The sequence below is a fragment of the Neorhizobium alkalisoli genome, from assembly GCF_007829835.1.
In the GTDB taxonomy this organism is placed as follows: Bacteria; Pseudomonadota; Alphaproteobacteria; order Rhizobiales; family Rhizobiaceae; genus Neorhizobium.
In genome coordinates, this window is record NZ_VIWP01000012.1 from 126,887 (window position 1) to 140,087 (window position 13,201).

Annotated in this window: 12 protein-coding genes; 9 read left to right on the forward strand and 3 right to left on the reverse strand. The window is 60.1% G+C overall.

Going from position 1 to position 13,201, the window contains the following annotated elements:
- Window positions 1–12 precede the first annotated feature (12 nt).
- From FHW37_RS28855 to FHW37_RS28860, 3 genes are all read right to left on the reverse strand, one after another.
- Entirely contained in the window at window positions 13–630 is a 618-nt protein-coding gene (locus FHW37_RS28855) for a cytochrome b/b6 domain-containing protein (RefSeq protein ID WP_145642752.1), read from the reverse strand.
- A 3-nt stretch (window positions 631–633) separates the two neighbouring features.
- Window positions 634–807 carry a hypothetical protein gene (locus tag FHW37_RS33790; RefSeq protein ID WP_186458460.1) on the reverse strand — a complete coding sequence of 58 codons (174 nt, stop codon included), beginning with the start codon at window positions 805–807 and terminating at the stop codon, window positions 634–636.
- A gap of 441 nt (window positions 808–1,248) precedes the next feature.
- Window positions 1,249–2,613, reverse strand: a complete 1,365-nt coding sequence (locus FHW37_RS28860) for an MmgE/PrpD family protein (RefSeq protein ID WP_145642755.1) — start codon at window positions 2,611–2,613, stop codon at window positions 1,249–1,251.
- 107 nt (window positions 2,614–2,720) lie between these two features.
- Between FHW37_RS28860 and FHW37_RS28865 the strand changes: the two genes are divergently transcribed.
- The 9 genes from FHW37_RS28865 to FHW37_RS28905 form a co-directional block, all read left to right on the forward strand.
- Window positions 2,721–3,626 carry a LysR family transcriptional regulator gene (locus FHW37_RS28865; protein ID WP_145642757.1) on the forward strand — a complete coding sequence of 302 codons (906 nt, stop codon included), beginning with the start codon at window positions 2,721–2,723 and terminating at the stop codon, window positions 3,624–3,626.
- A gap of 31 nt (window positions 3,627–3,657) precedes the next feature.
- On the forward strand, window positions 3,658–4,563 hold the full coding sequence (locus tag FHW37_RS28870; protein ID WP_145642759.1) for a LysR family transcriptional regulator: 906 nt from the start codon (window positions 3,658–3,660) through the stop codon (window positions 4,561–4,563).
- 178 nt (window positions 4,564–4,741) lie between these two features.
- The gene (locus FHW37_RS28875) at window positions 4,742–5,686 is read left to right on the forward strand and encodes an ABC transporter permease (protein WP_145642761.1); all 945 of its coding nucleotides are present in this window, start codon (window positions 4,742–4,744) and stop codon (window positions 5,684–5,686) included.
- Window positions 5,683–6,501, forward strand: coding sequence for an ABC transporter permease (locus FHW37_RS28880; RefSeq protein WP_145642763.1), 819 nt, complete (start codon window positions 5,683–5,685; stop codon window positions 6,499–6,501). Before FHW37_RS28875 ends, FHW37_RS28880 begins: the two co-directional genes overlap by 4 nt.
- Window positions 6,498–8,126: an ABC transporter ATP-binding protein gene (locus tag FHW37_RS28885; RefSeq protein ID WP_145642765.1), complete on the forward strand. Its 1,629-nt coding sequence runs from the start codon at window positions 6,498–6,500 to the stop codon at window positions 8,124–8,126. Before FHW37_RS28880 ends, FHW37_RS28885 begins: the two co-directional genes overlap by 4 nt.
- 1 nt (window position 8,127) lies before the next feature.
- The gene (locus FHW37_RS28890; RefSeq protein ID WP_145642767.1) at window positions 8,128–8,991 is read left to right on the forward strand and encodes a serine hydrolase; all 864 of its coding nucleotides are present in this window, start codon (window positions 8,128–8,130) and stop codon (window positions 8,989–8,991) included.
- A 29-nt stretch (window positions 8,992–9,020) separates the two neighbouring features.
- Entirely contained in the window at window positions 9,021–10,562 is a 1,542-nt protein-coding gene (locus tag FHW37_RS28895; protein WP_145642769.1) for an ABC transporter substrate-binding protein, read from the forward strand.
- 131 nt (window positions 10,563–10,693) lie between these two features.
- A complete protein-coding gene (locus FHW37_RS28900) occupies window positions 10,694–12,133 on the forward strand; it encodes a M20 family metallopeptidase (RefSeq protein WP_145642771.1) in 1,440 nt (479 codons plus the stop codon).
- A 196-nt stretch (window positions 12,134–12,329) separates the two neighbouring features.
- Window positions 12,330–13,201 (forward strand): MFS transporter (locus FHW37_RS28905; RefSeq protein ID WP_210249338.1); only part of this gene is annotated, 872 nt, incomplete at its 3' end.

The following is a 13,201-nucleotide window of genomic DNA, read 5'->3' on the forward strand; positions in this document are numbered from 1 at the left end:
CGGTAGTCCGTCTTAGAGCATGCGCGACAGAACTTCGTCCTTCTTGATCATCCTGTGCCAGATCACAGCGGCAAGGTGAAGAAATAGCAGCGCGTAGAACGTATATGCCCCGTAATGATGGATGATGCCGACAGCTCTGCCCAAGGGCCGATCGTCTCCCAGCAGGACTGGCCATTTGAACATCCCGAACCATGGCACAGTTCGGCCCTCTGCCGACGATGTGACATACCCGGAGACTGGCATAACGATCATGAGAAGATAGAGGGCGACGTGAACGGCTTTCGATGCAATCCGCTCCCTCAAAGGCGGCAGGGATCGCCAATCCGGCTCTCGTGAGGATGCACGAATAGGAATACGGATGGCGATCAGGCCCAGAGCCGTCATGCCAAGCGATTTGTGAATATCCATGAGAAATTGCCGCTGTGGCGAACCATGCCCAAGGTAGGAGCAGTACAAGCCAAGGCCAAGTGCTGCAAATATGATGGCGGCCATCGTCCAATGAAGTCCGCGCTGGACAGCATGATGGCGATAGGCCGTAGGCAAGCCTGCCATGGGGTGAGAAACTGAGGGCATGGAACGGCCGGGAGGCTGATTGAAATCGGGACTGCGGGGGCGGTCTCGCCCCCGCATATTTTATTTGCAGACCTTGTTCTGCTTGATGACCCACTTGCCGTGGACCTTCACCTTGTGATGCTCGACATGGCAAACGACCTTGTGGGGTTGCGAATGATGGCGCTGGGCTGCCGATGCCTGGCCGGCCACCCCAATCGCGGTAGCGCAAATTGCTGCGAGCACAATTCTGTTCATGTCATATCCAATCGGGCGAGTAAGTGTCGATGCGGTGGAGCAAGCCGATATCCGTTTCAGCAGGTGCGTAAATCAGCCGTGTCCAGCGGTGACCATTCCACCAACATCTTGGTAAGGCGAATTAATTTGTCGTAATGTAAGGCACGAATTGGCCACGTTCGGTGCGGGTCGGGCGCGAAATTGAGCACGGCTCGTAGCTTGACGATACTGCCCAAAAAAGGAAACGGGACGCTTGCGGTGGGCAACCCGACATCTCGATAAATGGATAACAAGATCAACGCTGCTTGCCGCAGATGGCCGGTCAGCTGTCATATGTGGCGGGACCGGCTCGCAAGGCGGATGCGATCCTTCCCATATTCCAAATCTTTATCTGGTTAGCTCGTCCGTTAGCGGAGGGGCGATCGTTCGCATCATATCAAGAGCTGCAATCTCAACAGCGGATTAATCAAATGCCGTCGTGGAAAGGAACCAATTGAATAAGGCATAGACGGATTGCTGCCGACCAAGGTCCGCAAGCCTATCAAAGTGCGTCTGATCAAAGGTCATCCGACCCCACGCAAGGCAGTTGGCGAATTTTATACGCTTCTGTTGCGAATTGAGCGGCATCTCTAGCGCGCCATTGGCATGCAGCCGCTCCTTTTGAAGCACTTCGCCATTCCTCAACGTTAGCGTGACGGTGTGCGCGAGACGTTCGTGCCCTCGCTCCTCCGCAGCCGTGTAGGCGTGCATGCCAATCCTTTGCATGAGGGCCTCACGCTCAGGATTGTCGAGGGCAGCATCGGTGAAGTCTGCAAGCGAAAGCGAGCCTTTTTCCAGAGCCACTGCCAGGCAATATTGCATAGAGAAGCGCGCCTGCATCGCATTCGCGGGGGAAAGATAGGCCAGGTTCTTCACGGCCGAAACGCCGACCTTCGTGTCTATGGCGACGATGTCTTCCGGCTTCAGCGCATTTTCGTGCACGAGGTCGAGCAATGCGTCGATGGCCCGATGCGTAGAGGCGCAGCAGGGATGAAGTTTTGTGACGAGGCCGCGGCTTTCGATGATGCAGGTTTCGTCAAGCCGCCAGTCCGCCCAGCCGCGTGCCTCCTCGCCGCCGAAAAGATCAAGGAACCCCTGAGGTCGCTCGAGAATATCGAGTCGACCGGCAGCGCCAGACATTGCGAGCATGGCCGCTTCGACCGCATTGCGGGCGGCAATCCCCGCATGGATCGGTTTTGCGAGTGTTCCGAACTGGCCTTTCGGGCCACTTGCCATTGATATCGCAAGACTCATGGCCTGGGCCATCTCCTCGTTGCCGCCCCCCAGAAGGCGTACCACACCGGCTGCTGCGCCAATTGCCCCGACGGTGGAAGTGCCGTGCCAGCCCCTGTTGTAATGGGAAGGATTGACACCGTAACCGACGGCTGCTTGTGCCTCCAGTCCAATCAGATAGGCATTCAGGAATTCGCGACCGCTGATCGGGCTATCGGCGCTGGTCACCGCCATCAGCGCGGGAACGAGAACGGCTGAGGCATGCGCCCTGGCCGGATGAAAATTGTCATCGAAGTCGAGTGCATGCGCGGCTGTGCCATTGACCATTGCGGCGATCGAAACCGACGTCTTCCCGCCGGTGACAAGCAGGCTGCCGCCGCCGGCTGATTGCGATTGGAACGCTGTCGTGACCGCAGCGACGCCCGCGTCATCGGCTCCGGCAATCATGCAACCCAGCGTATCGATCACGGCATCGGTGGCACGTTCCAGAGCCGTGGCAGAAAACTCGCTGCGGTGAAAAAGCTGGCTGGAGATATCGAGAAGGATGCCGGTCATTGACGAATGTCTCTTGCTGCGATTGCTTGGGCGCAAAATGTTCGAACTCGGATCACGCCGCAATCTTATGCGGTTTGCGGGTAGGTCTAGCGAAGGTGTCATGGTTCATGGTGAAAGCGACGAGCGCGGCGATAAGCCTGAAACATATCGAGGCCTATGACGCGATCGCCGCCACCGGCTCGACGGTCGCGGCCGCACTCGAGCTCGGCATTTCCCAGTCCAACGCGAGCCGTCTTCTGCAACAGCTCGAAGATTATCTCGGCGTCCGGCTGTTCGAGCGCGACAAGAACCGTCTTGCCGCCACCCGCGAAGGTCTGCAGCTCGGGCCGGAAATCCGTGCCATATCGGATCGTCTGCGTGCCTTGAAGACGGCGGCGATCGAGTTGGAGCATGGCCGGTCGCGCGACATGCTTTTGAAGATCGCCTTTCCGGGCAGCCTGTCATCCACGCGTGCGCCAAAGATGATCAGGGATTTCCTGGTCGCGAATGGTCCGGTTCGCGTCGAGCTCGCGTCCGGCAGCTATCTTGCGATCGAGCGAATGGTGGCCGATGGCGAGGCCGATATCGGTTTTGCGCGCCTGCCATTTTCTACGCCGGGCCTGAAACAGGAACGGCTCTTGCCGTCACGGATCGTCTGCGCCTTGCATGAAGATCATCCGTTAGCGGAGCGAAAGTCGCTGACGATCGCCGAACTGAAAGGTCACGATCTCATCGTGCTCAACCGCGAGCGGCCGGTTCGCCACCAGATCGAAGCCCTGTTCTATCAGCACGGCGTCCGGCAACGGCCCCTGCTGGAAGCCCATTCGGTGGCAAGCGCCTGTGCTTTGGCCGCAGAGGGATTGGGGATCGCGCTGGTCGGTGAGCTGATCGCCCTGGAATATGCACACAAGCCGCTGCGCTTCGTGGCACTTGAGCCGGACCTGCCGGTGACCTATTGCCTGATCAGTGGCGAAAAACATCCGCTCTCGAAGACCGCTGCGCTGTTTCTCGAAAACATCGCCGGCTGGTCGTGATTGCAGGATTTGACATGGGGGCGAGGGGGCAATGAACATCAGGCAGCTGGAAGTCCTGCGCACGCTTCTTGCCACCGGCTCGACCATCGCAACCGCAAAGGCGATGGGGCTCAGCCAGTCCGGCGTCAGCCGCATGCTGCAGCAGCTGGAAAGCGATCTCTCGATCTCGCTTTTCGTGCGTGACCGGGGACGGCTGATCGCGACACCGGAAGCGGCCGTTCTGGCGCGGGATGCGGAAAACGTGCTGCTCGCCGTCGAGCGGATGGCCGGCCATGCCGAGGATTTGCGCAATGGAGCGCTCGGACCGGAAATCGTCCGGATCGGCCTGCCGAGCAGCATGTGGGAGAATTTCGCGCCCGCCATGCTGATCGATTACATCCATGATTTCCCCGGCGTCCGCATCGAGACCTTTTTCGAAACGACGACCGCGATCAACCGGCTGGTCGAGGAACGCGTCATCGATATCGGCTTTTTGCGCATGGAGGGGGAAAGCGGGCCGGGCATAGAGATCGACAGGGTCGCGACCGGGGAAAGCGTCTGCGTCGTGCCACAAGATCACCCGTTGGCTGAACTCGAAGAAATCACCGTCAAGGATCTGCGCAATGTGCCACTGATCCTGATCGGCCGCCAGCGGCCGAACCGCATGACGCTGGATCAGGCGTTCAGGCGGGCAGGCGTCAAGCAGATGGTCAAGATCGAGACTCATACGAACAGCTCGGCCTGTTCCTATGTCGCCCATGGTCTCGGCGTGACGATCATCAGCAGCTTCTACGCCAACCTCTACCGCGATCTGCCGGTCGTGCAGCGGCCTTTCCTGCCCCGTTCGAAACAGGAATTCGGTCTGGCGCGTGCCAGCGGCGTTCCTTTGTCCATTGCCGCGCAAGGCCTCAGCGATGCGTTGAAGAAGCAGATCCTGCTTTCGCAAAAAGCTTCATGATATCAGATGTATAGTGCTCGTAGTGACGACACGGGTCTGGCCCGTCGCGACTGCGGACTCTGCATAGACATATGACGAAACTGCATAATATTGCGCGCCTTTCGTCAAGCCATCATAGTCTCATTCAACGAAACCGATGGTGTCTGAGGAAAAAGCGGGCGCCAATCGTGGGGATAAAATGCTGAGATTCATCCTGAGCCGTCTTCTGATGGCGCTACCGACGATCGCGCTCGTCTCCGTGACGGTGTTTGCGCTGATCCGCTTCATTCCCGGTGACCCCGCAGCGCTGATGCTGGGCGACATGGCACAGCCCGACCAGATCGCTGCCATGCGCACCGAGCTCGGCCTCGACCAGTCGCTGCCGCAGCAATTCGTCATCTGGGCCGGCAATGTGCTGCAGGGGGATTTTGGCAGGTCGATCGTCAATGGCGAGGCGGTTCTGCCGCTGGTCGCATCGCGCTTTCTTGTCAGCGCCGAGATCGTCGTTGTTGCGGTTCTGCTTGCAAGCCTGATTGCGGTACCGGCCGGTGTTATCGCCGCCTGGAGGCAGAACAGCTTTACCGATCTTGCGCTCGTCGGCACGGCGACGGTGCTTCTGTCGATCCCGACCTTCTGGCTCGGCCTTCTGCTTCTCCTGTTTTTCGGCCTGTCGCTCGGCTGGCTGCCGGTCCTCGGCTATGTCTCGATCGGCGACAATCTGGCGGGCGGCCTGCTCTATCTCGTCCTGCCGGTGATGACACTGGTCATCCATGAGATGGGTGTGCTGATCCGCATGGCGCGCGCCTCGACACTGGAAGTGCTGCGTCTCGACTATATCACCCATGCGCGTGCCAAGGGGCTTTCCGAAAGCGCGGTCCTCTGGCGTCACACGTTCAAAAACGCATTCGGTCCGACCTGGACGATGATCGGCCTGATCCTCGGCAATCTGCTTGGCGGTATCGCCGTCATCGAGACGGTATTCACCATTCCAGGCCTCGGCCGGCTGATGGTCGACAGCATTTTTGCACGCGATTACCCAGTCATCCAGGGATGCCTGCTGTTCGTTTCGCTTTCTTACGTCGTGGTCAATCTCGTCATCGACCTGCTCTATCCCCTGTTCGATCCGCGCGTGGTGGCCGAATGAAAAAACTTGCTCTCAACGGGCTGATCGGCGGCATTCTCGTCGCGGTCCTGCTCATCACCGCTGCGATCGGTCTCGTCTGGACGCCCTTCGACCCGATGAAGCTCTCTTTCACGGCGCGTCTTGCCGCACCGAGCGCCCAGCATCTGCTTGGAACCGACGAATTCGGCCGCGATGTGCTGAGCCGCCTGATGATCGGCGCCCGCGCCAGCGTCTGGATCGGTGCCCTGACGGTGTTTTTCGCCACGCTGTTCGGCACGCTGATCGGTCTCGTCAGCGGTTATGCCCGCGGCTGGGTGGATGGCGTGATCATGGCGGTCAACAACGCGCTTCTCGCCTTTCCCGGAATTCTTCTGGCGCTTGGCCTGCTGGCGGTGTTCGGTGCCAATCAGTATGGCATCATCTTCGCGCTCGGCATTGCCTATACGCCCTCCATGGCGCGTGTCGTGCGCGGCGCGGTCCTTTCCCTGCGCGAGCGGGAATTCATCGAGGCCTCGCGGGTCATGGGCAATGGCGAGCTCTACACGATGTTCCGGCATGTCCTGCCGAATTGCCTTGCGCCGATCACTGTGCTTGCTACCTCCATGTTCGGCTGGGCCGTCCTTTCGGAAAGCGCCCTGTCCTTCCTCGGCCTTGGTGTTCCGCCACCAGCGCCCACCTGGGGCAATATGCTGGCGGCGGGCCGCCCACTCATCCAGCAGGCCGTCTGGCTCGGACTTTTCCCCGGCCTCTGCATCACGCTGACGCTGCTTGGCATCAATCTTCTGGGTGACGCGCTCCGCGACAAACTCGACCCGCGCATGAGGGGCCTGAAATGACGATCGAACCGCTCATCACCGTTCGCGATCTTTCGCTCGAAGTCGCAAGGACCGGCCATCAGGTGGTCAAGGGCATCAGCTTCGACATCGCTCCCGGCGAGATTTTTGGGATTGTCGGTGAAAGCGGCTCGGGCAAGACGCTGGCGACCCGCGCACTGATCTCGCTTCTGCCGCCGGCGATCCGCGTCACCGGCGGGTCGGTCACCTATAAGGGCAAGGATGTCATGTCCATGCCGGATAGGGCGCTACGCGGCCTGCGCGGTGCCGAGATCGGCGTGGTCTTCCAGGAGCCGATGACCTCGCTCAATCCGTCGATGACGATCGGCCGGCAGCTGGAAGAGGGGCTTATCCTCCACACCAGGCTGTCGTCCGAAGAGCGCCGGACCCGCATTCTCGACATGCTTCGGCGTGTCGGTATCCGCGATCCCGAGGGCGCGCTGACCGCTTACCCGCACGAATTTTCCGGCGGCATGCGGCAACGCATCATGCTCGCCTCCGTCATGCTGCTCAAACCGGCGCTGTTGATCGCCGACGAACCGACGACCGCGCTCGACGCCGTGATCCAGCGTGACGTGATGGAGCTGATGGTCGAACTCACTCGGGCCGAAGGCACGGCTGTGCTCCTGATCAGCCATGACCTGCCGATGGTCGCCCGTTACACGAGCCGCATCGTCGTGATGGAGAAGGGCTCGATCGTTGAGCAGGGTCGCACCGAGGACCTGCTCGATGCGCCGCAACATCCCTATACGAAAAAGCTCCTGTCCTCGCTGCCCTTTCGCGGTGCGGCGCGCGCAATCGAGACGGCAAAGGCGCCCATGGTTTCGGCCCAAAATATCGTCGTCGATTATCCGGGCCGCAAATCGCTGTTCAACAAGGCAAAACCGAAGCGCGCCCTGCATGGCGTCAGCATCGAGATCCGTGAAGGCGAGGTTGTGGCGCTGGTCGGCGGTTCGGGTTCCGGCAAGACCACGCTTGGCCGCACGATTGCCGGTCTCGTTCGGGAGAGCGAAGGCGAGATCCGCTTTCAGGGCCGTGCCCGCGACGACGACTGGCGCGACTACAGGCTGAACTGCCAGATGGTGTTTCAGGATCCTTATTCCTCGCTCGATCCGCGCATGACCATTCTTGCCCTCGTCGAGGAAGCCTTGCGACTGGTGCCGGATCTCGATGCCGCCGCCAAGCGCAAGCGCGCGTTGGAGACGCTGGAAGAGGTCGGGCTCGGCGCCGATTATGCTGAGCGTTATCCGCACGAACTTTCAGGCGGTCAGCGCCAGCGCGTGGCGATTGCCCGTGCCGTCGCCCGCCGGCCCCGCTTCCTGATCGCCGACGAGCCGGTGTCCGCCCTCGACGTCACGGTGCGGGCACAGGTTCTCGACCTCTTCTCCGATTTGCAGAAACGCTACGGTTTTTCCTGCCTGTTCATCAGTCACGATCTCGGCGTCGTCGAACAGGTGGCCGATCGGGTCGTCGTCATGCAGGACGGTCGGATCATCGAGGAGGGCGATCGCGACACGATCTTCGACCAGCCGAAGGAGGCGTATACGCGTCGGCTTCTCTCGGCCATTCCTGCCCTAGACCAGAACGACAAGGGCGGAGTGACATTGAAATGGCGCCTGGAGAATTGAGATGGATACGATGTCCAAGGCCAAACCGGTTGCGGAAATGCTGGCAGAGATCTGCGACGCACAGCCGTTCGTAACGCGGTTTTCGGTCCGCAACCTTCTGACCGGCGAAACGATCGAACGCGGCGCCGACGAGGAGACGCCGTCCGCCAGCACGCGAAAGACGTCGATCATGATGGCGGCGCTGAAGGCCGTCGAGGACGGTCGCCTCGATCTCAACGAGGCGATCACCTACGAGGCGCGCTTTGCCGAAGAAGTGGCAAGCGGCATGTTCCGCTACTTGACGCCGGGCATCGTCATCTCGCTGCGCGACGCAATCACCGGCATGATGGTCCTGAGCGACAATGTCTGCACCAAGATGGTGTTCGAGCGGCTGACGCTGGAAGAAGTGGATACCTATTGCAAGGCGATCGGCCTTTCCGGCACCCACCATCGCTTTCTCATCCCGCCGCTGGCACTGTCGCCGGACCACACGCTGAAATCGGTGACGACGACGACGGCGCGGGACCAGACGGCGCTTCTGCAGATGATCCTGGATGCCCAGACCTCGAGGGACCTGCGCCAAAAACTCGGCGTCTCCGAGACGCTGGCGGCCTATGCGCTGCAGACCTTGAAGAACCAGATTCTCCGTTACGCCATCCCCTCGCGCCTGCCTTTCGGCACCGTCGTGGCGCATAAGGGCGGCACGGGCAAGCGTGGGCGGATGAATGCCGGCATCGTCTACCGGGATGGCGCGCCTTTCTACATTATCTCCGCTTTCACCGACGACGTGCCGCAGGTCATGCCGGATGGCACGCCGGGCTACACGATGTCGCTCGAGACCATCGGCAGGCTGTCGCGCGCCTGCTGGGACGGATTTTCCAGATAAAGATCAACGATCAAAAAGAGGGTAGAACAGTGAAAAAGCTTCTTCTCGCAGGCGCCGCCCTGCTTGCCTTGGCAAATGCCTCTGTTGCGCGCGACATTGCCGTCGCCCAGAGCTCGGACCTGCGCAGCGCCAATCCGGGCGTCAACCGCGACGGCAATACCGATGGCGTCATCCTGCACATCGTCGAGGGCCTTGTCGGCTATAACAACAGCGGCGAAGTGAAGCCGCTGCTCGCAAAAAGCGTCGACATGTCGGCCGATGGGCTGACCTATACATTCAAGCTCAGGGCGGATGTGAAATTCCACAACGGCAAGCCGCTGACGGCCGATGATGTCGTGTGGAACTGGACCCGCTACCTGAAGCCGGACACGAAATGGACCTGCCTCAGCGATTTCGCCAAGGGTGGTGCCGCAGCCGTGACCGATGTGAAGGCGACCGATGCCTCGACCGTCACCATCACGCTCGAAAAGCCATCGGCCGTTTTCCTTGGCCTGATGTCGCGGCCCGAATGTGGTTATACCGGCATGATATCGCCGGAAAGCATTGCTGCTGACGGCAGCTTCTTGAAGCCGATCGGCACCGGCCCCTTCATGTGGGACGAGTGGAAAAAGGGCGAATATATCCACCTGAAGAAATTCGCCGATTACGCCTCACCGGCGAATGACGGCAAGCCGGACGGCATGGTCGGCTCGAAGCGTCCGCTCGCCGACGGTATCAAGTTCATGGTCATTCCCGATCCGTCGACCATCAAGGCGGGTCTTGAATCCGGCGTGCTCGACACGGCCGAGGTCTCGCCGGACCTGATCCCGGAAATCAAGGCGAACCCGAAAATGCAGCTCATCGTGGCGCGCAACAATGGCAAGAACCTCTTTTATATCCAGACGCGCGACAAGGTGTTGAGCAATCCGCATATCCGCCGTGCGATGGCCATGGCGCTCGATCTGGACGAGCTTGTCGCCGCCGCTTCGAACGGCACCGGCGAGGCCAACGGCTCGATGGTGTCGCAGGACAGCGTCTATTTTGACGAAACCCAGAAGAAGCGCCTGCCTTATGACATCGAGGCGGCGAAGAAGGAACTGGCTGCCGGCGGCTACAAGGGTGAGCCGATCTCGATCATCGCCAACAAGCGCGGCAACGTGCCGAGTTTTCCTGCAGCCGTCATGGCGCAGGCGATGATGCAGCAGGCCGGTCTCAACATCCAGATCGAGGTCCTGGACTATGCGACGCAGGTCGATCGCCGTCGCTCCGGCAACTATCAGGTCATCTCGCAGTCGGTTGCGCCACGCCTCGATCCGGCGCTGATGTATTCCTTCTATGTCGGCGACAAGGACAAGAACGCCTCGCTGATGTGGGACGATCCGAAGGCCGTCGAATTGATGAAGGCCGCTTATGTCGAGGCAGATCAGTCCAAGCGGCAGAAACTTTTCGACGAATTCCATGAGCTGATGCTGAAGGAAATGCCGGGCATCTTCCTCTACGACATGGTCGATGTCTGGGGTGCGACCAAGACGCTGAAGGGTCAGCCTGTCTGGCAGTCCAATGCCCGGCTTTGGGAAGTTTCGGTCGACTGATCTTTTTTGCTCGCGCCGTCGATGAAAAGTGGCGCGGGTTTTTCCACCCATCGTCAGGATCAACAGCGACGGCCTTGTCGCTGAATGAGAACATGCGTCTGCACACGGGCGCTGAAATGCGAGGAAATTCCATGGACCGCGACGCCATCAACGCAATTGCCGCCAGGATTGAGCAGATGAAGCCCGGTTTCACCCGGTTAAGCGACAGTATCTGGGACTTTGCCGAGCTGAAATTCGCGGAAAACCGCTCTTCTGCACTTCTGGCCGAGGCCCTGGAAGCCAACGGCTTTTCCGTGCGCCGCGGTGTGGCCGGCATGGAAACGGCCTTCATCGGCGAATTCGGCTCCGGCAAGCCGGTAATCGCCTTTCTTGGCGAGTTCGACGCGCTGGCGAACATGAGCCAGAAGGCCAATCTTGCCGAGGCAAGCCCGCTTGTCGAAGACGGTACGGGTCATGGCTGCGGTCACAATCTTCTCGGCGTCGGATCGCTGATGGCGGCCATCGCGCTTGCGCAGCATCTGAAGGAGGAAGGTCTCTCCGGCACCGTGCGCTATTACGGCTGCCCCGGAGAAGAAGGCGGTTCCGGCAAGACATTCATGGTGCGGGCCGGTCTCTTCGACGATGTCGATACTGCGCTCACCTGGCATCCGGCGCCGTTCAACGGTGTCCGTTCAACCAAAAATCTCGCCGTCATCGAATATTACTACAGGTTCAGGGGGGTCGCGGCGCACGCGTCCAATGCCGCCCATCTCGGTCGTTCGGCGCTTGATGCTGTCGAGCTGATGAATGTCGGCGTGAATTTCCTGCGTGAACACATGCCGCAGGATTGCCGCGTCCATTATGCGATCACCGATACCGGCGGCAGGGCCGCGAACGTGGTTCAGGCCAAGGCAGAAGTCCTGTACCTGATCCGCGCCCCTGAAATGCCACAGGCGCTGGATCTCGCCAAACGGGTGGAGAAGGTGGCCCATGGTGCCGCAATGATGACCGAGACGGAGGTCGAGATCATCTTTGATACTGCCGCAACCAACCTCCTGCCCAATATTTCGCTCGAAACAACCATGCACGCAAACATGGTTGAGCTCGGGCCCATCGCGTTCGACGAGGCTGACATGGCTTTTGCCCAGAAGATACAGGACACGTTTACCGACGAGGCGATCAAGAGCAGCATCCGCCTCTACCAGATCAAGGGCGACGCGTTTTCCAATGCGAAGGTGGATGGGTCGACGCCATTGCACCTCGGCCTGCGCGCCTTCGAGGGCCAGTCGCATTTTCGTGCCGGTTCGACCGATGTCGGCGATGTCAGCTGGGTGACACCAACCGCCCAATGTTGGACGCCCGCATGGGCGATCGGTACCAATCCGCACACATGGCAGGTCGTGGCGCAGGGCAAGAGCGCGGCGGCGCACAAGGCCATGGCTCATGCCGCAAAAACACTTGCCGCAACCGGGCTTTCGTTGATCAGTTCACCGGAGCTGCTGGCAGCAGCAAGGCTTGAATGGGCGGAAAGTACCGAAGGAAAGACCTATCATTGCCCGATTCCCGCGCACATCGAGCCAGCAACACCATGAGTGCAGCGAGGTCCCGAACTTCATCGAGGTCAGCCCGCTGCCAAAATAAGTCGATTGCTGTCTCTGGTAGACACCAAGCCGACAGTGCGCGCTAATCTGTCGCGGAAGACGTCGGGAACCTCGTTTCGAGGCGAAGCATTTCATAGCGCTATCCACATGCGCATTTGAAAGCGCGTCTCGATCAGGAAAATATCGCATGACCATGACGACAGGCCCGATGCCTGCGCCGGACATCTCGTCCGGTTCTCCATCCACGGCTAAACAATCCCGCTACCTCCATATGATCACTGGTGTCGCAACACTTGGAGCATTGGCCTTCGGTTATGATACCGGCGTCATTGCCGGTGCTTTGCCGTTCATGACACAGGGTCCGGAAGAAGGAGGGCTCGGTCTTACACCTGTCACGGAAGGTGTCGTGACCGCATCCCTGATTGTCGGGGCGGCCTTGGGTTCGTTTGCAGGGGGGCAACTATCCGATCGCTACGGGCGGCGCACAGCAATGCTTTTGCTTGCCATCGTCTTTTTCCTTGGCGCGCTTGCAACTGCTTTCTCGCCTGACGTCGGCATCATGATCGTCGCGCGTTTCATACTCGGTATTGGCGTTGGTGGCTCTTCGACCGTCGTACCGGTCTTCATTGCAGAAATCGCGCCGCCGAAACGCCGCGCGCGGCTTGTCACCCGTAGCGAGCTGATGATTGTCAGCGGCCAGATGCTCGCTTACGTATCCAGCGCCATTCTTGCTCATCTTGTCGACGATCCCGGCGTATGGCGCATCATGCTCGGCATCGCCGCGATACCTGCTATTCTGCTTTGGGTCGGGATGATCTTCGCGCCGGAGTCACCCCGGTGGCTTGCACTTCGAGGCCGCGAGGACGATGCCCGCAGCGTGATGATGAAAATCCGATCTGATCCGGCCAGCCGCGACAAGGAATTGAAGGCGATGATCGAAGGGGCGGCCGACGAGGAGCCTGCATCGTGGAACGATCTACGCGAGCCCTGGATCCGCAACCTTCTTCTGATCGGGATTGGCCTAGGTTTCGTCGCCCAGTTTTCTGGCATCAACGCGTT

Bases quoted from the DNA above. Each gene is read 5' to 3' on its own strand.
- FHW37_RS28860 (WP_145642755.1), bottom strand. From the start codon at position 2,613: ATGACCGGCATCCTTCTCGATATCTCCAGCCAGCTTTTTCACCGCAGC.
- FHW37_RS28865 (WP_145642757.1), top strand. From the start codon at position 2,721: ATGGTGAAAGCGACGAGCGCGGCGATAAGCCTGAAACATATCGAGGCC.
- FHW37_RS28885 (WP_145642765.1), top strand. From the start codon at position 6,498: ATGACGATCGAACCGCTCATCACCGTTCGCGATCTTTCGCTCGAAGTC.
- FHW37_RS28855 (WP_145642752.1), bottom strand. From the start codon at position 630: ATGCGGGGGCGAGACCGCCCCCGCAGTCCCGATTTCAATCAGCCTCCC.
- FHW37_RS28900 (WP_145642771.1), top strand. From the start codon at position 10,694: ATGGACCGCGACGCCATCAACGCAATTGCCGCCAGGATTGAGCAGATG.
- FHW37_RS33790 (WP_186458460.1), bottom strand. From the start codon at position 807: ATGAACAGAATTGTGCTCGCAGCAATTTGCGCTACCGCGATTGGGGTG.
- FHW37_RS28880 (WP_145642763.1), top strand. From the start codon at position 5,683: ATGAAAAAACTTGCTCTCAACGGGCTGATCGGCGGCATTCTCGTCGCG.
- FHW37_RS28890 (WP_145642767.1), top strand. From the start codon at position 8,128: ATGGATACGATGTCCAAGGCCAAACCGGTTGCGGAAATGCTGGCAGAG.
- FHW37_RS28870 (WP_145642759.1), top strand. From the start codon at position 3,658: ATGAACATCAGGCAGCTGGAAGTCCTGCGCACGCTTCTTGCCACCGGC.
- FHW37_RS28875 (WP_145642761.1), top strand. From the start codon at position 4,742: ATGCTGAGATTCATCCTGAGCCGTCTTCTGATGGCGCTACCGACGATC.